The organism is Primorskyibacter flagellatus (genome assembly GCF_014638275.1).
GTDB classification, from domain to species: domain Bacteria; phylum Pseudomonadota; class Alphaproteobacteria; order Rhodobacterales; family Rhodobacteraceae; genus Pseudooceanicola; species Pseudooceanicola flagellatus_A.
This window is the reverse complement of sequence record NZ_BMFJ01000002.1, coordinates 418,583-437,329: the sequence shown is the minus strand read 5'-3', so window position 1 is coordinate 437,329 and position 18,747 is coordinate 418,583. Positions and strand designations below refer to the sequence as shown.

General features: G+C 66.7%; 21 protein-coding genes. 6 read left to right on the top strand and 15 right to left on the bottom strand.

Annotated features, from left to right (window positions below):
• Positions 1-74 precede the first annotated feature (74 nt).
• A complete protein-coding gene (gene mbfA / locus IEV87_RS16405; protein WP_188478895.1) occupies positions 75-1,049 on the bottom strand; it encodes an iron exporter MbfA in 975 nt (324 codons plus the stop codon).
• Between the two features lie 120 nt (positions 1,050-1,169).
• Here mbfA and IEV87_RS16400 point away from each other — a divergent pair, with 120 nt between their 5' ends.
• On the top strand, positions 1,170-1,793 hold the full coding sequence (locus IEV87_RS16400; protein ID WP_229737673.1) for a TetR/AcrR family transcriptional regulator: 624 nt from the start codon (positions 1,170-1,172) through the stop codon (positions 1,791-1,793).
• Between the two features lie 18 nt (positions 1,794-1,811).
• Here IEV87_RS16400 and IEV87_RS16395 read toward each other — a convergent pair whose 3' ends face one another.
• Positions 1,812-2,522, bottom strand: coding sequence for an NYN domain-containing protein (locus tag IEV87_RS16395; RefSeq protein ID WP_188478894.1), 711 nt, complete (start codon positions 2,520-2,522; stop codon positions 1,812-1,814).
• Positions 2,523-2,574: 52 nt separating this feature from the next.
• Positions 2,575-3,507, bottom strand: a complete 933-nt coding sequence (locus IEV87_RS16390; protein WP_188478893.1) for a LysR family transcriptional regulator — start codon at positions 3,505-3,507, stop codon at positions 2,575-2,577.
• 93 nt (positions 3,508-3,600) lie between these two features.
• On the opposite strand from IEV87_RS16390, the gene IEV87_RS16385 reads away from it, so the two are divergent.
• On the top strand, positions 3,601-4,224 hold the full coding sequence (locus tag IEV87_RS16385; protein WP_188478892.1) for a class I SAM-dependent methyltransferase: 624 nt from the start codon (positions 3,601-3,603) through the stop codon (positions 4,222-4,224).
• Between the two features lie 82 nt (positions 4,225-4,306).
• On the opposite strand, the gene IEV87_RS16380 is transcribed toward IEV87_RS16385, so the two are convergent.
• Entirely contained in the window at positions 4,307-4,699 is a 393-nt protein-coding gene (locus IEV87_RS16380) for an ACT domain-containing protein (RefSeq protein ID WP_188478891.1), read from the bottom strand.
• Positions 4,700-4,705: 6 nt separating this feature from the next.
• The gene (locus tag IEV87_RS16375) at positions 4,706-5,836 is read right to left on the bottom strand and encodes an S-(hydroxymethyl)glutathione dehydrogenase/class III alcohol dehydrogenase (protein WP_188478890.1); all 1,131 of its coding nucleotides are present in this window, start codon (positions 5,834-5,836) and stop codon (positions 4,706-4,708) included.
• Positions 5,837-5,990: 154 nt separating this feature from the next.
• Between IEV87_RS16375 and IEV87_RS16370 the strand changes: the two genes are divergently transcribed.
• Complete coding sequence (locus IEV87_RS16370) at positions 5,991-6,263, top strand: I78 family peptidase inhibitor (RefSeq protein ID WP_229737672.1); 273 nt, start codon at positions 5,991-5,993, stop codon at positions 6,261-6,263.
• A gap of 153 nt (positions 6,264-6,416) precedes the next feature.
• Here the strand turns inward: IEV87_RS16370 and IEV87_RS16365 are convergent, their stop codons facing one another.
• The gene (locus IEV87_RS16365) at positions 6,417-6,845 is read right to left on the bottom strand and encodes a c-type cytochrome (protein ID WP_188478889.1); all 429 of its coding nucleotides are present in this window, start codon (positions 6,843-6,845) and stop codon (positions 6,417-6,419) included.
• Positions 6,846-6,956: 111 nt separating this feature from the next.
• Between IEV87_RS16365 and IEV87_RS16360 the strand changes: the two genes are divergently transcribed.
• A complete protein-coding gene (locus IEV87_RS16360; RefSeq protein ID WP_188478888.1) occupies positions 6,957-8,615 on the top strand; it encodes a Y-family DNA polymerase in 1,659 nt (552 codons plus the stop codon).
• Positions 8,616-8,823: 208 nt separating this feature from the next.
• On the opposite strand, the gene rsmD is transcribed toward IEV87_RS16360, so the two are convergent.
• On the bottom strand, positions 8,824-9,381 hold the full coding sequence (gene rsmD, locus IEV87_RS16355; RefSeq protein WP_188478887.1) for a 16S rRNA (guanine(966)-N(2))-methyltransferase RsmD: 558 nt from the start codon (positions 9,379-9,381) through the stop codon (positions 8,824-8,826).
• Positions 9,381-10,583, bottom strand: coding sequence for an NAD(P)/FAD-dependent oxidoreductase (locus IEV87_RS16350; RefSeq protein WP_188478886.1), 1,203 nt, complete (start codon positions 10,581-10,583; stop codon positions 9,381-9,383). The genes rsmD and IEV87_RS16350 overlap by 1 nt, the downstream gene beginning before the upstream one ends.
• 82 nt (positions 10,584-10,665) lie before the next feature.
• Between IEV87_RS16350 and IEV87_RS16345 the strand changes: the two genes are divergently transcribed.
• On the top strand, positions 10,666-11,163 hold the full coding sequence (locus IEV87_RS16345; RefSeq protein ID WP_188478885.1) for a peroxiredoxin: 498 nt from the start codon (positions 10,666-10,668) through the stop codon (positions 11,161-11,163).
• 191 nt (positions 11,164-11,354) lie between these two features.
• Here IEV87_RS16345 and IEV87_RS16340 read toward each other — a convergent pair whose 3' ends face one another.
• Positions 11,355-11,936 carry a protein-tyrosine phosphatase family protein gene (locus tag IEV87_RS16340; protein WP_188478884.1) on the bottom strand — a complete coding sequence of 194 codons (582 nt, stop codon included), beginning with the start codon at positions 11,934-11,936 and terminating at the stop codon, positions 11,355-11,357.
• A gap of 196 nt (positions 11,937-12,132) precedes the next feature.
• Here IEV87_RS16340 and IEV87_RS16335 point away from each other — a divergent pair, with 196 nt between their 5' ends.
• Positions 12,133-12,684: a GntR family transcriptional regulator gene (locus IEV87_RS16335; protein WP_229737671.1), complete on the top strand. Its 552-nt coding sequence runs from the start codon at positions 12,133-12,135 to the stop codon at positions 12,682-12,684.
• Between the two features lie 10 nt (positions 12,685-12,694).
• Here IEV87_RS16335 and IEV87_RS16330 read toward each other — a convergent pair whose 3' ends face one another.
• The 6 genes from IEV87_RS16330 to IEV87_RS16305 form a co-directional block, all read right to left on the bottom strand.
• Positions 12,695-12,988, bottom strand: coding sequence for a 4a-hydroxytetrahydrobiopterin dehydratase (locus IEV87_RS16330; protein ID WP_188478882.1), 294 nt, complete (start codon positions 12,986-12,988; stop codon positions 12,695-12,697).
• Entirely contained in the window at positions 12,985-14,190 is a 1,206-nt protein-coding gene (locus IEV87_RS16325) for a GNAT family N-acetyltransferase (RefSeq protein ID WP_188478881.1), read from the bottom strand. The genes IEV87_RS16330 and IEV87_RS16325 overlap by 4 nt, the downstream gene beginning before the upstream one ends.
• 31 nt (positions 14,191-14,221) lie before the next feature.
• On the bottom strand, positions 14,222-14,986 hold the full coding sequence (locus IEV87_RS16320; RefSeq protein ID WP_229737669.1) for a glycerophosphodiester phosphodiesterase family protein: 765 nt from the start codon (positions 14,984-14,986) through the stop codon (positions 14,222-14,224).
• Positions 14,986-15,450, bottom strand: coding sequence for a RidA family protein (locus IEV87_RS16315; RefSeq protein WP_188478880.1), 465 nt, complete (start codon positions 15,448-15,450; stop codon positions 14,986-14,988). The genes IEV87_RS16320 and IEV87_RS16315 overlap by 1 nt, the downstream gene beginning before the upstream one ends.
• Before the next feature lie 73 nt (positions 15,451-15,523).
• On the bottom strand, positions 15,524-16,834 hold the full coding sequence (locus IEV87_RS16310; protein ID WP_188478879.1) for an HlyD family type I secretion periplasmic adaptor subunit: 1,311 nt from the start codon (positions 16,832-16,834) through the stop codon (positions 15,524-15,526).
• Positions 16,835-16,879: 45 nt separating this feature from the next.
• Positions 16,880-18,610, bottom strand: a complete 1,731-nt coding sequence (locus IEV87_RS16305; RefSeq protein ID WP_188478878.1) for a type I secretion system permease/ATPase — start codon at positions 18,608-18,610, stop codon at positions 16,880-16,882.
• Positions 18,611-18,747 lie beyond the last annotated feature (137 nt).

The window sequence follows — 18,747 nt, the reverse complement described above, 5'->3', positions numbered from 1 at the left end:
GAAATCGGCGCGGTCTTCATCTTGCCGCAAGTATCCTGGGGGGAGGAGCCGCAGGCTCCGGGGGGCAAGGCCCCCTAACCGGATCCGATCAACACACCTGCGGCGAAGACGAGGGCGCCGCCCAGCACGACCTGAAAGGCGGCGCGAAAGAAGGGGGTCTCCATGTAGCGATTCTGAATCCAGGCGATTGCCCAGAGTTCGACAAACACGACGGCGAAGGCGGTGATCGTGGCGGTCCAGAAATGCGGGATGAGGTAGGGCAGGGCATGTCCGAGCCCGCCAAGCGTGGTCATGACCCCCGCCGCTATCCCGCGCTTGAGCGGAGACCCGCGGCCGGAGAGCTGGCCGTCATCGGACGCGGCTTCGGTGAAGCCCATGGAGATCCCGGCGCCGACCGAAGCCGCCAGTCCGACGAGGAAGGTCGTCCAGGTATTCTGCGTTGCAAATGCGGTGGCGAAGATCGGCGCCAGGGTGGAGACGGAACCATCCATCAGCCCCGCCAGGCCCGGCTGTACCCAGGTCAGGATGAACTGGCGGTGCGCAGAGGCCGCCTCAGCGTCGCGGCTGTCTTCGTCGAGATGTTCGGTTTCCAGTCGTTCGGCGGACCTGTGGTGTTTCGCCTCCGCCGCGGCGAGGTCGCCAAGAAGCCTGCGGGTGTCGGCGTCCTGCGTACGTTTCGCCGCGGCGATGTAGAAACGTTCGGCCTGTTCCTCCATCCCTGCGGCTTCGGCGCGGATCGTGTCGATTCCGAGGTTCCCGACCAGCCAGACGGGGCGCCGGGCGTAGAAGCCGGCCACATGTTCGCGGCGGATCAGGGGTATGACGTCCCCGAACCGTTTGCGGTGCAGGTCGATGAGCCATTGGCGATGTGTGTCTTCCTCCTGTGCCATTCCGTCGAAGATTTTCGCGGTGGCGGGGAAGTCGGCGCGCAGGCGTTCGGCGTAGGAGCGGTAGATGCGGCCGTCATCCTCTTCGGAGGAGATGGCGAGCGCGAGGATCTCCTGTTCGTTCAGATCGTCGAATCGGCGGCGTTGTGGCAGGAATCGCATGAGCACCTCTTTTAGAATGATTCTAATTCAGGTCCCGCGATCACGCAATCGGGATCAGCGCGGCTTGCCCGCACTGAACTGTCCGGTATACTTGTCAGGACCTGTCAGGGAGGTTTGTCCATGGGCGTCACCCGCCCCATCATGCGCAGCGGGCGCAAGTTCACCCAGGTAGTCGAAGGGGCGCGGGAGATATTCCTCGCCGAAGGGTTCGAGGGCGCGAACGTCGACGACATCGCGCGGGCGGCGGGTGTGTCTAAGGCGACGCTCTACAGTTATTTTCCCGACAAGCGCCTGCTGTTCATGGAAGTGGCCCGGGCCGAATGCCAGCGTCAGGCGGACGCGGCGATGCAGATCGTGCAGCCCGGCCTGCCTCCGCGCGACCTGCTGTTGTTCGGGGCACGCGCGATGACGGAGTTCTTCAATTCGCCGATGTCGCTATCGATCTTCCGGATGTGCGTGGCGGAGGCGGAGCGGTTTCCCGAGATGGCGCGCGAGTTCTACCGCAACGGGCCGATGATGGCGCGGGACATGCTGGCGGAGTACCTGCGCTGCGCCACCGGCGACGGGCTGCTGGCTGTCGATGACCCCGAACTCGCGGCGGAGCAGTTCGCAGAGCTGTGCAAGGCCGGAATCTTCAATCGGCGCCTGTTCGGGATCGAGGATGAGCTGACCGCCGAATGGTGTGAAAAGGTCGCGCAGTCAGCGGTGGATATGTTCATGGCGCGTTACGGCGTTACGGAGTAACCCGAACGGGCAGCGGGGTCAGTCGAGCCGCCGCACCATGAGCTGGTTTCCCGGGCCTCGCTTGCTTTCCAGTATCTTGATGTCGGCAATAAGGTCGGAGAGCTTCCTGCGGCCGTAGGAGCGTGTGTCGAAATCCGGGTTCTCTGCCGTCAGGTACTGGCCGAGCTGGCCCATGGTGACCCATTCGTCCTCGGTGTCGATCTTTTCGATGGCGCGCAGGATCAGGGGCTGGGCCTCCTGCGGTTTCAGCTTGCCGGCGGGTTTGTCCGATCCCTTGGCGGGGGCGGGTTCGTCGACGATGTTCTCGATCAGGATGAAACGGTTGCAGACGTTTCGCAGGCTTTCGGGGGCCTTCGCCTCGCCGATGCCGATGACGTCGAGCCCCTGTTCCCGTACCCGGTTGGCGAGCGCGGTGAAGTCGCTGTCCGACGAGACCAGCACAAAGCCGTCGAAGCGGCCGGTGTGCAGGATGTCCATGGCGTCGATCACCAGCCCGATGTCGGAGGCGTTCTTGCCCTTGGTGTTCGACGTCTCCTGATGCGCGACGAGGCCGAGGGCGCGGGCCTGTTCGATCCACGGCCGCAGGCGGTCCGCGCCCCAGTCACCGTAGACGCGGCGCAGGGCCGGTTCGCCGAAGGTCGTGATCTCCTTCAGGATCGCCTGGGCGTAGCGGGCGGGCACGTTGTCGGCGTCGATGAGCACGGCGTAGAGCGGTCTGGTGTCGGGCATGGGCCTCTCCTTTGTCGGGCAGATAGCGCGGAACGGCGGTGCGGCGAAAGGGTTATCGGCGGGACCGGGCGGCGAAATCGGCGGCGGTCCGGCGCAGCTGCGCGGCGAGCTGGTCGGCGAGGTGGTCGTAGACCGTCCGGATTCGGCGGGAGGAGTGCAGTTCCCGGTGCGTGACCAGCCAGACCGGAAAGCGTACGGCGACCTCTCCGTCGAAAAGAACCTCCATCGCGGGATCGGTCAGCGCCCGTTCGGCCGGAAAGATGCCGATGCCGAGCCCGGCGCGGGCCAGTTCCCACATCACGAAAGAGCTGTCCGTGCGGTGGCGGAGCAGGCTGGCGGGGACATCGATGCCGAAGGATTTCAGACCCTCGACCATGCGCGCGGCGTCACGGATGCCGATGATGTCGTGGGATTTCAGTTCCTCCCGGCTGGCGGGCCGGCCGCGCCGGTCGAGGTAGGAGGTGGCCGCGAAGAAATAGCCGCTGGCCTCGCCAATCAGGCGGGCGGTGAGGTTCGGATCGGTCGGGCGGACGTGACGGACGGCGATGTCGGCCTCCCTGCGGGAGAGGTCGCGCAGGTCGTCGGACACCACCAGCTCGATCTCGATCTCGGGGGCGGCGCGGGCAAGATCGGCGATGATCGGGGGCAGCAGCGTGGTGGAATAGACGTCGCTCGCCGTGATGGAGACTGTACCGCGCAAATCCTGGCTCTGGCCTGAGGCGGTCAGGGGAATGCGGGCGGCGGCCTCCGCCATGTCACGGACGTGGGTGAGCAGTTCGCGCCCGGCGTCGGTCAGGATAAGGCCGCGCCCTGCCCGGTCGAAGAGGGCGACGCCGAGCGACTCCTCGAGCGCCGTGACCTGGCGGCCAAGCGTCGGCTGGGTCTGGCCAAGCGCACGGGCGGCGGCGGAGAGCGAGCCGTGCTCAGCCGTCGCCAGGAAGGCGCGGGCCTGGTTCCAGTCGAAACTTCCAGCGGGCCAGTTCATGCGTGATCGTATAGCATCCCTGCGAATTCCGGCAATTCCGCAGTGATTTGCGAACAGGTAAATCTGCGGTCAAAGATATGACGGAGACCAGAGATGAAAGCAGAAGCCTTCTGGGACGGGATTGCCAAGAGCTATGCCGCCCAGCCCATCAAGAACCTCGACCAGCATGACCGTACCGTTTCGCGGGCGGCCAGCTACCTCGGCCCGGACTCCGAGGTGCTGGAGATCGGCTGCGGTACCGGCACGATCGCGATGAAGCTGGCGCCGCGCGCCGCGCATGTTCTGGCGACCGACCTGAGCGGCGCGCTGCTCAAGATCGCCCGGCAGCGGCAGGCGCAGGGACCGGTGACCAACGTCACCTTTCTCAAGGCCGGGTTCGGGGCCCTGCCGGAGGGGCAATACGATGCGGTTATGTCCTTCAACGTGCTGCATCTGATCGAGGATCAGGATGCGGCGCTGGCAGAGATGGCAAGCCGGGTGAAGCCGGGCGGGGTGGTCGTGATCAAGACCGGCTGCCTGTCGGAACGCTGGACCAGTTGCCCGCTGCGTGTGCTGATCGGGGCGATGCGGCTGGTCGGGAAAGCGCCCTTCGTGGCGTTCCGGACGGTGGCGGAGACCGAGGCGGCGGTGGAGCGCGCCGGGCTGAAGATCGTCGAGGCGGAGAGCATGGGGGGCGGAGTCGTGACCCGGTTTCTCGTGGCGCGGAAGCCGGTGTGAGGCTGCGGGCAGGGTATGCCGGTCTGAAGCCCGGCCTACGGTGCCGGGGGGCTGATAGCTTAGCGCCGGTCGGCCCGCGACGTTATCCGCGTGACAGGTCCTTCAGCACTTGCAGCGCCTCTTCCGCCCTGTCCGCCGGAACAAAGGCGTGGTCGTGGTGGTTTCCGGCCACCATGTTGCAGCCGATGCCGGCATCCGCGAGCGCGGTGGCGACGGCGGCCGTCAGGCCCACCCCTTCGAGAGAGGAATGGACCTGCAGGGTGATCCTTCTCATGGGGGTGGAGCAGTCCACTTCCGCCGCGCGGGCGATGTCCTCCGGCAGGATCAGGGACAGGCCCTCGTCCTCGCGGCAGGTGGCGACCGCGTGGGACGGGAGGGCCGGGTCCGCGCTGGTGGCGAAGACGAAGCGGCCCTCCGTCAGCACGGGGGACATGCCCGCGATCATCGCGGCGCGGTCATGCACCCGTGGCGTCATCGGGGATCAGTAGACCACGACGGAGCGGATCGATTCCCCGGCATGCATCAGGTCGAAGCCCTTGTTGATGTCGTCGAGCGCGAGGGTGTGGGTAATCATCGGGTCGATCTCGATCTTGCCGTCCATGTACCAGTCGACGATCTTGGGCACGTCGGTCCGGCCCCTTGCGCCGCCAAAGGCGGTGCCTTTCCAGACCCGGCCGGTGACCAGCTGGAAGGGGCGCGTGGCGATCTCGGCCCCCGCGGGCGCGACGCCGATGATGATCGACTCACCCCAGCCCCGGTGCGCGCATTCCAGCGCCTGACGCATCACCTTGACGTTGCCGGTGCAGTCGAAGGTGTAATCTGCACCGCCGATCAGGTCGCCGTGCCGCTTGGTCAGGTTGACGATGTAGGGGACGATGTCCTCTCCGATCTCGGTCGGGTTGATGAAATGGGTCATGCCGAAGCGCTCGCCCATCTCCTTCTTGGCGTTGTTGAGGTCGACGCCGATGATCATGTCGGCCCCGGCAAGTCGCAGCCCCTGGATCACGTTCAGCCCGATGCCGCCAAGGCCGAAGACGACAGCGGTCGATCCGACCTCTACCTTCGCGGTGTTGATGACCGCGCCGACACCGGTTGTGACGCCGCAGCCGATGTAGCAGATCTTGTCGAAGGGGGCGTCCTCGCGCACCTTGGCGAGCGCGATTTCGGGCAGGACGGTGTGGTTGGCGAAGGTCGAGCAGCCCATGTAGTGCAGTATCGGGTCGCCATCGAGCGTGGTGAAGCGGGACGTGCCGTCGGGCATCAGGCCCTGTCCCTGCGTCGCCCGGATGGAAGTGCAGAGGTTGGTCTTCTGGCTGCGGCAGGAATAGCACTCACGGCATTCCGGGGTGTAGAGCGGGATGACATGGTCGCCCTTCTTCAGGCTGGTCACGCCGGGGCCCACGTCGACCACCACGCCCGCGCCCTCGTGGCCGAGGATCGCGGGGAACAGGCCTTCGGGGTCCGCGCCCGACAGGGTGAATTCGTCGGTGTGGCAGATGCCGGTGGCCTTCACTTCGACCAGGACCTCTCCGGCCTTCGGGCCTTCGAGGTTCACCTCCATGATTTCCAGCGGTTTTCCGGCCTGGGTGGCGACAGCTGCCTTGGTGCGCATCGGGTGTCCTCCGTTTGACTGGCGTCACCTTGGGCGAGTTTCCGCGGGGTTTCAACGGGGTGCGCTTGAGAAAGGCGGCGCTCCGGCCTACCTCAACCGGCGTCGTGACGGCCCAGATGTGCGGGGCGGCGGCAGATCGTCAGGAGGATAGGGCATGCGGATGATGCTGGCAGGGTTCGGGCTGGTTGCGGTGCTTGCGGGATGCGAGGAAACGCCTGTGGCAGAGACGGAGGACGCCTGCGGCGCGTCGTCCTACCAGTCATTGATCGGGCAGGATCGCGCCGCGGTCACGGCGGCCGGGCTGGAGCCCGGGCAGAAGGTACGCATCTACGGTCCCGGCGCGATGCTGACGATGGATTACCGGGCGGACCGGATCAACGTCGAACTGGACAACGCGGACCGGGTGATCAAGGTCACCTGCGGCTGAGGGCGGAACTGCGGCGCATTGCGCAGGTCATCCTCGGGTCGGGCCCGGGGATGACGACTTATCCGGCGATGGAGTATCAGGCGGCGGAGTGACTGCCAGCGGACGGCGTGCCCCGGATCGGGGATCGGCGGGGCCGCTGGCGTCGTTCTGTGATTACTGCCGGTAGTCCTGATGGCAGCTGCCGCAGGTCTTGCCGACCTCTCGCATCCCCAGGCCAATCTCCCGCGCGGAGCCGGTTTTCATCGTTCCGGCGGCAGCCTCCAGCGCGGCGGCTTCGGCACTGAAATCCGCGAAGTTGTCCCAGATCCTTGGGCTCGCCTCGGAATTGGGGTCCATGTCGGGCGCGCGGAAGGCGGCGGGGATCTTGGCGGCATTCGCCACGAGCGCGGCGCGGGCGCGGTCGGCGGCGGCGGCATCATGCGGAATCGTGCCTTTGGCCATGGCCCCCAGTACGGCGGCGGAGTCGCGGATTTCGATCATCAGATCCATGCGGGCTAGGATCACCTTGCTGGTGACTTTTTCATGGGCGACGGCTCCGGTCGCGATCAGGCCGAGAACGAGTGTCAGGGTGCGCGGGGTCATCAGGATCCTTTCGCGATGCGGTGTTTCATCAGACACGGTTTCGCGCGCAGACTCGACTCCCGCTCACGAAAAATCTATCTTTGGAACATATCATGAACATCTGAGTGCCCCATGCCCCCCCGTCGCCGGATCCTGTCCTTGTGGTTTCCCCGTCTCGGGGCGGAACGCATCCTGCGGCAGGAGCGGATGGACCCGCTGCTGCCCTTTGCCGTCGTGGCGACCCAGGGGGCGGCGCAGATGCTGCATTCGCTGTCGGCCGGGGCCTCGGCGGCGGGGCTGCGCCGGGACCAGCCGCTGCGCGATGCGCTGGCGATGTGCCCCGCGCTCACCACCCGGCTGCGCAATCCGCAGGCCGAAGGCGGGTTCCTGGCCTCCCTTCGGAGATGGGCGGGCAAGTATTCGCCCTGGGTCGGCATGGCGGGGGAAGAGGGGCTGACGGTCGACATCACCGGCTGCGCGCATCTTTTCGGCGGGGAGGAGGGGCTGCTGGCCTCGGTCGATGAGGATTGCGAACGGCTTGGTCTGACGGTGCGCGCCGGGGTGGCGGACACGCAGGGGGCGGCCTGGGCGCTGGCGCGGTTCGCCGGGGTCGCGGCAAGCCATCACCGCAGCGGCGACGCGGTGGATCAGGAGGCGCGGGCGACCCGGTCGCGTGCCGCGAAACGGCGGCACTGGGAACGCGGCGGGGCGGCGCCGCAGATCCGCGCAGCGGGGGTGGAGGCGCAGCGCATCGCCCCGCCGGGGCAGATGCGCACGGCGCTTGCAGGGCTGCCGCTGGCCGCGCTGCGGCTTGAGGAGGACGTGGTGGCGCAGCTGTCCCGGCTGGGACTGCGCCGGGTGTCGGACCTGGTGGACCAGCCGCGCGGGCCCCTGTCGCGGCGGTTCGGGCCGGGCGTGGTGCTGCGCATCGATCAGGCGCTCGGGCAGGTGCCGGAACCCGTCTCTCCGGTGGCGGAGGCGCGGCCCTTTGCGGTGCGCATGACCTTGCCCGACCCGATCGGGCTTGAGGAGGATGTGCTGGCCGGGCTCGACCGGCTGCTGCCACGGCTCTGCGACACCGTCGGGCGGGCGGGACGCGGGGTGCGGATGATCCGGCTTCAGGCGTACCGGAGCGATCACACGATGCAGTGGGTGTCGGCGGGGCTGGCCAAGGCGACCTCCGATCCCGAGCGGATCCGCCCCCTGCTGGCGATGAAGGTGGCAGAGATCGACGCGGGCCATGGCATCGACATGCTGCGGCTTGAGGCGGTGCAGACCGAACCCGTGCAGGAGCGGGAGATGGTGGGGCATCTGGAGGCCGGGGAGGTGATCGCGCGGCGGCTTGCCTCCGTTACCGCGCATGACGATCTGGTGGCGCGGATCGGCGCGCGGGTCGGGATGGACCAGATCACGCGCTGGCACCCGGCCTCGTCGCATATCCCGGAAAAGACCGCGCTGGTGCTGGCGGCGGCCTGGTCCTCGGCTGCCGACAGCTGGCCCGACCCGCCGGTGCCGCGTCCGCTGATGCTCTGGCGGCCCGAGGTGGTGATGGCGCCCGAGGTGCCGCGCCTGAACGGCGGGTTCCGCTGGCGGGGCCGGGATTTCGCGGTGGAGGGCACGACGGGGCCGGAACGCATCGCGCCGGAATGGTGGCTGGACGATCCGGAATGGCGGTCGGGCACGCGTGATTACTGGCGGGTGACGGTGCAGAGCGGGGAACGGCTGTGGCTGTTCTTCGCTCATGGCGGGGCGATGTCGAAAGGGTGGTTCTGCCAAGGGCAGTTTGCTTGAGGCGGGGTGATGGAGGCGAAACGTCATCCTCGGATCAGGTCCGAGGATTTCATGCCGCCCGCCGCGCCCATGACCGGGAGATCCTCGGGTCGGGCCCGAGGATGATGGGACCCTCCGCATCAGTGACGCGCGACATCATCAAGGCGGGCCACGCGACTCCCTCTCCCCCGCGGGGGAGGGGGGTGGGGTGAGGGGGCCGCCGGGGCGCCTATCCCGCCCGCAACAGCGTCACCACCGTATCGCCGTAGCTCTTGTGCTCCAGCAGGGTGAAGCCCTCCGGCGCGTCCTGCGGGCCGCGTTCCTCCCAGATCACCAGCGCGTCGTCGCCGATCCAGCCCTGCGCGCGCGCCGAGGTGAGCGCCTTTTCCCCCAGGCCCCTGCCGTAGGGCGGGTCGAGGAAGACGAGGTTCACCGGGGTCGCCGCCTCCGGCAGGCGCAGGGCGGAGGCGCGCAGCACCTTCACCCGATCCTTCACGCCGAGCAGCGCAATATTCTCGGCCAGCAGGCCCTGAGCGATCCGACCATCATCGACGAAGGTCACATGCGCCGCCCCGCGCGACAGCGCCTCCAGCCCGAGCGCGCCGGTCCCGGCGAAGAGGTCGAGGACGTGCGCATCCTCCACCGGATCGCCAAAGCGGCCGCCGAGCAGCAGGTTGAACAGGCTTTCACGCACCCGGTCGGCCGTGGGGCGCAGATGCGCACCGGCATCGCCCTTGCCGACGGCGGCCAGCCTGCGGCCCCGGAACGCGCCCCCGACGATGCGCATCAGCGCATCAGGGTCTTGAGATCGACAGAGGCGTCGCCAACCGCCGCGGGATCGGGCGATTTCCCCGCCGCGAGCAGGCGCTTGCCGACCATGAAGCCGCGCGGATCGTTCATCGCGTCCACGGCCAGCAGGTCAGGCCCGCGATAATACCAGTGGGAGCGCGCCTCGCCGCCGTCGCGCACCACGACCCGGTCGTAACCGGCGTTCAGTCCGGCGATCTGAAGCTTCACGTCGTACTGGTCGGACCAGAACCAGGGCTCGGGAACATAGTCCGTTGCGGCCCCTGCGATGTTCGTGGCCACGCATTCCGCCATGTCGATCGCGTTCGGCACACTCTCCAGCCTCAGCCGTCCCGGGCCGTGCGGGAAACTGGCGCAGTCCCCTGCCGTCCAGACACCGGCAGCCGAGGTCTGTCCCCGCGCATCCGCCGCGATGCCATTGTCGCAGGCAATGCCGGCGGCCTCTGCCAGGCGGGTATCGGGTAGGATGCCGGTGCCGGCGATGGCGAAGTCGATCTCAAGCACTGTGCCGTCGCTCAGTTCCGCCCCGGTGACCCGGATGTCGCCGGTCAGGCGTTTCAGGCCGGTGCCTTCGACGATTTTCACGCCATGGTCCGCGTGCAGGGCGCGGAAGTAATCCGAGGTCTCCGGCGCGGCGACCCGTTGCAGGATGCGGTCGGCCATTTCGACCAGCGTGACCTCAAGCCCCTGTTTCGCGGCCACCGCTGCAGCCTCCAGCCCAATGTAGCCGCCGCCGATGATGAGCACGCGCCGGCCGGGGCGAACCTCGGGTTCCATCGCGTCTACATCGGCGAGGGTGCGGACGTAAAACACGCCGTCGAGAGCACCGCCGATGGCCTCCGGCAGGCGGCGGGGGAGGGAGCCGGTGGTCAGTGCAAGGTGGTCGTAGGCCAGCGACTCCGCGCCGATGTGCAGACGCTTCGCGTCGGTGTCTACGCCGGTGACGAACGTGCCAGTGCGCAGGGCGATGTCGCGCTCCGCGTAGAATGCCTCGGGCCGCAGGAACAGGCGGTCGCGCGGCATGTCGCCAAGGAGATAGCCCTTGGACAGGGGCGGGCGCTGGTAGGGCGGGGCCGGTTCGTCACCGATCAGGGTGATGTCGCCGTCAAAGCCCGTCTCCCGCAGCTTGACGACCAGAGAGGATCCGGCCTGACCGGCTCCGACCACGACGACATGGGGCATGGGCTGTCCTTTTCCTCTGGCGGGTTCCGGCGCAGTCACTATCCTGCGCCCCGGATCAACTGGATACCGAGAGGGGACCCCAATGGCAATTTCCAAAGGCGACACGCTTCCCGAGGCCACGCTTGTCGAACTCACGGGCGAAGGCCCGAAGCAGGTTTCGCTGGCGTCGCGGCTGAAGGGGCGCAATGTCGTGATCTTCGCGCTGCCCGGCGCCTTCACCGGCACCTGCACCACCGCGCATGTGCCCAGCTTCATCCGCACCGCAGACCAGTTCAAGGCCAGCGGCGTGGACGAAATCATCTGCCTGTCCGTCAACGACCCCTTCGTGATGGGCGCGTGGGATCAGCAGACCGGCGCGGGCAAGGCGGGGATCGCGATGCTGGCGGACCCGGCGGCGGAATTCACCAAGGCAGTCGGCATGGACTTTTCGGCGCCGCCGGTCGGGCTGATCGACCGGTCCAAGCGCTATGCGATGTATGTGCAGGACGGCACGGTCAGCGTGATCCAGGCCGAGGCGAACCCGGGGCAATGCGACCTGTCGGGTGGAGAGTCCATGCTGGACGCGATCAAGGCGCCCTGAGTCCCCCAAAACGTACGAGACCCGCGGGACTTCTGTCCTGCGGGTCTCAAGGTCGCGTCCGGGGACGCGCATTACCCTACGATCCCCCAACCGTGGCTGGCCATTCTGGCCGGTTTACGGCAGGTCCGGTTGTGTCCGGATTTATCGAGCGGCTAGGCCGCCGGGCTGTGCCGACCACTATCCCTAGCGGGTCAATCAACGTCAAGTGGTGTGGGGTTAACCTTTAACCGGGCGGAAACCTCGGTCAGCCAGGCCATCTGGACGTCGCTTTCGATGGCCTCCGCGAAGTAATTGCGTACGGTGTTCACCGCACCTTCCAGCTCCATGCCGCATTGCAGCAGGACATAGGCGGCCATCAGGCCAGAGCGCCCGGCGCCATACTGGCAGGCGAACGCCACGGTGCCGCCGCGCGTCGGCAGGTCGGATCGGGTGACGAGCAGGTCGTGCCAACGGCGGATCATGTCGTCGTCGGGAACGTTGAAATCGGGGATCGGCATAAAGGCCAGTTCCAGGCCGATCGTGGCGGCGCGGTCCGCAACCATGGCGAAAGCCTTCTCCGGGAGTTCCTTCTCTTCCGCGAGCAGGATCAGCAGTCGCGCGCCGGTTTCGAAGATCCGGTCAAGGGTCGCGGCCAGATGGTCTGGGTCCATGTAGGCCGTGCCGTCGATACCGGTCCTCAGCCCCGGAAATCCGGCCATGAGACAGCGCCCGCCGCAGGGGCATTCGACGACCGCCCGCAGCGACGTCTGTTCCTCATCTTCGAAATCCGTCATATATTTCCTGACTATAAGGTGACTCGTCCTTTAATATTTTTTTTGACGCCACGTTCCGTGCGGGTCATAGTTGGCGCGGCTCAACTTCTGGAGGATGTATCCAGAAGAATAGGAAAAGAAAAGCGGGTCGGCACAGATGGCGTATCGAAAAGAAGGTTCGGCAATCGCGGAAGTCCTCAGAACGCGGATCTGCATGATGCAGACCATAGGCGAGGATCTGACCCTGCACGAAGGCGTATTGGCCACCGAATTCGGTGTCTCGCGCACCCCGATCCGACAGGTTCTGCAAAAACTCGCCTATGAGCGGCTGGTTGAAACACGCTCCGGTGTCGGCACCATCGTGTCGCCGCTGGACCCCGACAGCCGGACGCGGGACACGCAGGTGCTGCGCGCCATGTTCCTTGCTGCGGCGAGTTGTGCGGAGGGCATGTCGGTCCCCGTCACCACGCATGAGCGGCTTGTCGCCGCCGCGGCCGTTGCGGAGGTGGTGGATGTCAGCGACAAATCCTACCTCGACATCCGGGCCGATATTCTCGACATCAGCGCCGACGCCGCCCCGGACACGATCCTTGGCGATGCGCTGCGGGCGGCGCACTGGCGGCACGTCCGCTGGCGCATGGCCGACCGGGCCTGGGAAGAGGTCGGGACCTTCGACCGCCTGCGCGAAACGCTGCGGGCCTGTGCCGCCGCCGCCCGTGCGGGGGAGCTTGCTGAGGTCTACCAGCGACTGGCGGAAGCGGATCTCTGACGCCGGCGCGTCAGATCAGCTGATCCATCTTGCGCGCCAATTTCGCGTCCAGCGCCGAGAGACCGCCGACGTCGTGGGTCGTCAGGGTCACAGCAACCTTGTTCCAGGTGTTCGTCCAGTCGGGGTGATGATCCCACTTTTCCGCGTAGATCGCGGCGCGGGTCATGAATCCGAAGGCATTAGGGAAATCCTCGAACTCAAAGGTCTTGCTCAGGGTCTTTCCGTCGTCCGAGACGGTCCAGCCCGCCTCCAAAAGCGGGGGCAGCAGCGTGCCGCGTGCGGTGTCCGAAAGGCGCTCGGTCATTCCTGTTCCTCCTGTCTGTCGCGGCGGAAGGGGCCGTAAGCGGTCAGCACCTCGATCTCCTCCTCGACCGCTTCGGCCTCTGCCTTCAGATATTGCCGGATCGCGCGCGAGAAACCCGGATCGCGCATCCAGTGCAGGGAGTGGGTCTGCTTCGGCAGATATCCGCGCGCCAGCTTGTGTTCGCCCTGCGCCCCGGCCTCGACCCGGTCCAGCCCGCGGGCGATGGCGGCGTCGATGGCCTGATAATAGCACAGTTCGAAATGCAGGCAGGGATGATGTTCGGTGCAGCCCCAGTAGCGGCCGTACAGGGTGTCCCGCCCGATGAAGTTCAGCGCGCCCGCCACGGGATGCCCGTCGCGCACCGCCAGCACCAGCAACACGTCGTCGCGCATGGTCTCCTGCACCTGCCGGAAGAAGTCGCGGGTCAGGTAGGGGCTGCCCCATTTGCGCGATCCGGTGTCCTGGTAGAAGCGCCAGAAATGATCCCAGTGCTCATCGCGAAGGGCGTCACCGGTGAGGGAGACGATCTCTCCTCCGAAACCCTGCGCCTGCGCGCGTTCCTTGCGGATGTTCTTCCGCTTGCGCGAACTGAGCGAGGCGAGGAAATCGTCGAAGCTGGCGTAACCGTCGTTGAGCCAGTGGAACTGCTGGCTGACGCGGTGCATGAGGCCCATGGCCTCTCCGGACGCGACTTCGTCTTCGCGGCAGAAGGTGATGTGCAGGCTGGAGAGGCCGTTGTCATCCGCGATCTGCACCGCGCCCTGGACCAGCGCGGCCTGACCTGTCGCCTCGTACCCCGGCTTCACGAGAAAGCGGCGGCCCGTGGCCGGGGTGAAGGGCACGGCGATCTGGAGTTTGGGGTAATACCTGCCGCCGGCGTTCTCATAGGCATGGGCCCAGTTGAAATCGAAGATGTATTCGCCCTGGCTGTGGCTCTTGGCGTAAAGGGGCGCGGCGGCGATCATCTCCGTGCCCAGGTGCGCAGTCAGATAGCGGGGCTGCCAGCCCGTGCCGCGCCCGACCGAGCCGCTGGTTTCCAGCGCGGACAGGAAGCGATGCGTGGTGAAAGGGTCTGCTGGCGGGTGGCCGTCGGCGGCCTCCGGGCAGGCGCAGGCATCCCAGTCCTGCGCCGGGATGCCGGCCAGGCTGTCGTGGGCGCGGATTTCCACCACGGTGTCGTTGTCCGATTCCGTTCCGTCCATAGCTATGAATCTGACGCTTGAACCGCGCGGTTCAAGCGGGGATCGCCGCCGGATAGCCTTCGAAGGTCACATTGTCGGCAATGCGGCGCGCCTCCGCCTCTGCCTCTGGCGTGCGGATCGTCCAGCAGAGCACGGGCAGGCCGCGGGCCTTCAGTTCAGCCACGCGGGGGGAGGAGAGATCGCTGGCCTGATGGCTGATGAACTGCGCGCGGGAATGCGGAATGTCGGGGATGCCGCGCAGACGTTTTAGCCGGTTTGCGGGGACCAGCGGCCAGTCGTCCCTTGAGAAGTCGCAGGTGGTCAGGCCGCAGGGGATTTCGGGGGACATGCCGCCGAAGACCCGGACCGAGTTCGGGTTGAAGGACATGACCGCAACCTCGCCCCGGTAGCCCTTCAAAGACGTGGCCGCCGCCTGTTCCAGCCGCCCGACGGCGGGGCCGAGCGCGCCGTCCTGATCCTTGATCTCCACCAGCAGAGGGACGCGGCCATCGACCTCCTCAAGTACCTGCGCGAAGGTGGGGATGGGGTGGCTGCCGTCCAATAGAGGGATGCGGGTCAGGTCGGCGGCGGGGCGCATCTGGATCGGGCCGCGTTCGCCGGTCAGGCGTTCGAGATCGTAGTCGTGAAAGACCATGGCCTGCCCGTCCTGGGACAGCTGCAGGTCGATCTCGATCGCATAGCCTGCTTCGACCGCGGCGCGGATCGCCTCGATCGAGTTCTCGGGCCGCCCCTGCGTCCTGTCGTGATAGGCGCGGTGCGCAACCGGCAGGCGCAGGAAGGCGGCGGGCAGCGGCATCAGTGAAGCTCGAATATGCCTTCGATCTCAACCGCGACTCCGAAGGGCAGGGCCCCGGCGGAAACGGCAGAGCGGGAGTGGCGCCCGGCGTCGCCCAGCACCTCGACCAGAAGGTCGGAGCAACCGTTGACGACCTTGGGCTGGTCGCCGAATTCCTTGGTCGAATTGACGAAACCGGTCAGCTTGACCACGCGCTTCAGTTTGGACAGGTCGCCTCCGCAGGCCGCCTTGGCCTGCGCCAGCAGCGACAGGCCGCAGAGCCGGGCTGCCGCCGCGCCTTCCTCTACCGACATGGTGTCCCCGAGCACGCCCTTGATGAAGCCGTTTGCATCCATCGACACCTGGCCGGAGACGAAGACGAGCTTGCCCACGGTCACGAAGGGCACGTAGTTCGCCTGCGGCGCGGGACTGTCGGGCAGGGCGAGGCCCAGTTCGGCGAGGCGGGTTTCGATGGCGTTGTTCATGGGGGCTCCTTTCGCGTTCGGCGCGACGCTAGCGGGGTGCGTGGCGAATGCAAGCGAAAGGGGCCGGGCGGTATCAGGCTTCGCGGAAGGCCTTGGCGAAGTATTCGATGAAGGGGCGCATGAAATAGGCCATGGGCGTGCGGTCATCGGTCTTGATGTAGGCCTGGATGGGCATTCCGGGGATCAGGTGCGCGCCTTCGGGAAGCTTGTCGCGTTCGCCGTCGTTGAGGACGATTTCCGAACGGTAGAAGGACCGCCCGGTTGTCTGATCGACAAAGGCGTCCGGAGAGATCTGGGTCACGCGGCCTTCGAGTTCCGGGGTGGAGCGCTGGTCGAAAGAGGCGAAACGCACATTCACCTGCTGGTCCATCCTGAGCTGGTCGATATGGATCGGTTCAATGCGTGCGGCGATGATGAGCGGGCGGTCCTGCGGCACGAGGTAGAGCACGGGATCGGCGGGGCGCAGCACGGAGCGTTCGGCAAAGACCTGGAGGTCGTAGACAACCCCGGCCACCGGCGCGCGGATGTCGAGCCTGTCGAGCTGTTCCAGCAGGGCGCGGCGCTGTTCGGCAAGCTCCAGTTCGCGGTATTCAAGGTCGCGGAGCGTGGTGATCGCCTCTTCCCGGCGGGCCGTGCCGAGCTTGAGCATTTCGATGTCGATTTCGGTAACGCGGCCCTCGGCCTCGGCGCGCTGCGCGGTGAGTTCGCCGCGGTCGCCGCTCATCCGCGCGTCTTCGCGCCGCAGGGCCGACACGCGCGACGCCTGCGCCAGACCCTTGTCGAGAAGAGACTGCTGGTCGGTCAGTTCGGTCTGGATCAGGTCGATCTGGCGGCTTAACGCCTCTCTCTGCGCATCGATGCCTTCGATCTGGTTGGCGATCTGGTCGCGGCGCTTGGTCAGCTGTTCCAGTTCATTGCGCACGGAATCACGGCGGGCCAGAAACAGGCTGGTCTGGCCGGTCATGAGCTTCTGCACGTCAGGGCGGGAGGCAGCGACCTCGATCAGCAGGGGATCGAAGGTAATGTCGTCAGTGCTGTCACGCTCGGCCTCGAGCCGCCCGCGGCGGGACATGATTTCGTAAAGCTGACCTTCGATGATCGCGAGTTGAGAGCGGAGTTGCGTGTCGTCGAGCCGGACAAGCAGTTGTCCCGCGTCCACCGACATGCCCTCTCGGACGAGGATTTCCGAGACAACGCCGCCGTCGAGATGCTGCACGATCTGGCGGTTGCGGTCGACCTCAAGCTGGCCGTCGGCGATGACGGCGCCGGAGATATTGGTGAAGATCGACCAGGTGCCGAAGCCGCCGACCAGCAGCAGCAGCACGATGAACCCGGCGATCATTGGCCCCTTCACGGACCAGGTCTTGGCTTCGGTGTCGGTCATTTCAGTTGCTCATCGCCGTCGCTTGTTGTCAGGTTTTCACACGATCTACCGCAGGCCGCCGGACCCGCCGGCGCGGATTTGTTCGTGGTTCTGCACCACCTGCGCCAGCACCTCGTCGCGCGGGCCGAAGGCGACGCGGCCGCCGCCGTCCAGCATCAGGATGGTGTCGCATTCCTGGATCGCCGCGGGGCGGTGCGCCATGATGAGCGCCGACTTGCCCTCCGCCTTCATGTTGCGGATCGCCTTGTTCAGCGCGGCGCTGCCTTCGTTGTCGAGGTTGGAGTTCGGTTCGTCCAGCACCAGGATCACCGGATCGCCGTAGAGCGCGCGGGCAAGACCGATGCGCTGGATCTGACCGCCCGACAGGCGTCCGCCGGTGGCGTCGATGCGGGTGTCGTAGCCATCCGGCATCTTGAGGATCATGTCGTGGGCGTCGGCCTTCTTCGCGGCTTCGACAATCGCGTCGGCGTCCGGTTTTTCCTCGAGCCGGGCGATGTTTTCGGCGATCGTCCCTTCGAACAGCTGCACCCGCTGTGGCAGGTAACCGATGTAGCGGCCGAGCACCGTCGGGTCGTAGTTGTCGAGCGCCGCGCCGTCGAGCCGGACCTTGCCGCCCGCCGGCCGCCAGACGCCGGTAAGCGCACGGGCGAGGGTCGACTTCCCGGCGCCGGAAGGGCCGATGACGCCAACCGCCTGACCGGGTTCCACGGTGAAGGACAGCATACGGAGGGAAGCGACGGCCTCTCCCGGCGGGACGACGGTCAGCTGGATGACATCGAGTTTCGCGCGGGGTTTGGGCAGGGCGGTGCGTTCGGCCTCCGGCGGGGTTTCGCCAAGCAGGATCGCCAGCGAATGCCAGCCGCGGACGGCGCGCTGCACCACGGGCCACTGGCCGATGGCCAGTTCGATCGGGGCCAGGGCGCGGCCCATCAGGATCGACCCGGCGATCATGGCACCCGGCGTGATTTCGCCGCGCAGGGCCAGCAGCGCGCCGAGGCCGAGCATCGCGGATTGCAGGAACAGGCGGAACGTCTTGGTGACGGAGCTGAAGCCGCCGACCATGTCCGTGCTGGCGATCTGCGTCGACAGGGCGCGGCCGCGCAGTTTGCTCCACCGATAAAAGGCGGCCTGGCGCATGCCCATGGCTGTGACCATCTCGCTCTCGTTCCGGATGTGTTCGGAGAGTTTCTCCGACTGCAGCATCGCGTACATGGCGGAGTTCTGGGGCGCCTTGCTCATCATCTGGTTGATGACGGTGATGATGACCAGCATCACCCCGCCGCCGATGGCCAGCATGCCGAGCCAAGGGTGGAACAGCGCGATCCCGGCCAGCAGGATCGGGGTCCAGGGGATGTCGAACCCGGCCATCAGCACGGGCGAGGACATGAGTTTCTGCACCGACTCGAGGTCGCGCATGCCGGTCTGCGCGACTTCGTCGTGCTTGATGGCGGAACGGCGGATAACGGCGTCGAACACGCGCCGGTCCAGCCGCGCCTGGAACCGGGCGGCGGCGCGGGTCATCACGCGGTTGCGGGTCACGTCGAGCACACCCATCACCACGAAGAGGAAGGTGCCGATCACCGAAAGCCCGATCAGCGTTTCGATGGAGCGGGAGCCGAGTACGCGGTCGTAGATCTGCAGCATGTAGATCGGGCCGGTCAGCATCAGCAGGTTGGCAAAGACGCTGAACAGGCCAACCGCCCAATAGAGCGCCCGGTTGGTGCGCCGGGCCTCGCGCAGTTCGTTGTACCCGTTCTGGAGCTGTCGATTGATCATGGGCGGAAAGCCACCGAAATCCGGATGTCAGGGTCGTACGGGTTGAATACCTTGGACAGGCTAGCGTGTACATCTAACGATTTGATTGATCCGGGACAGTTGCGCGCAAACCGCAATCCGCTGCGACCGATGGCGGG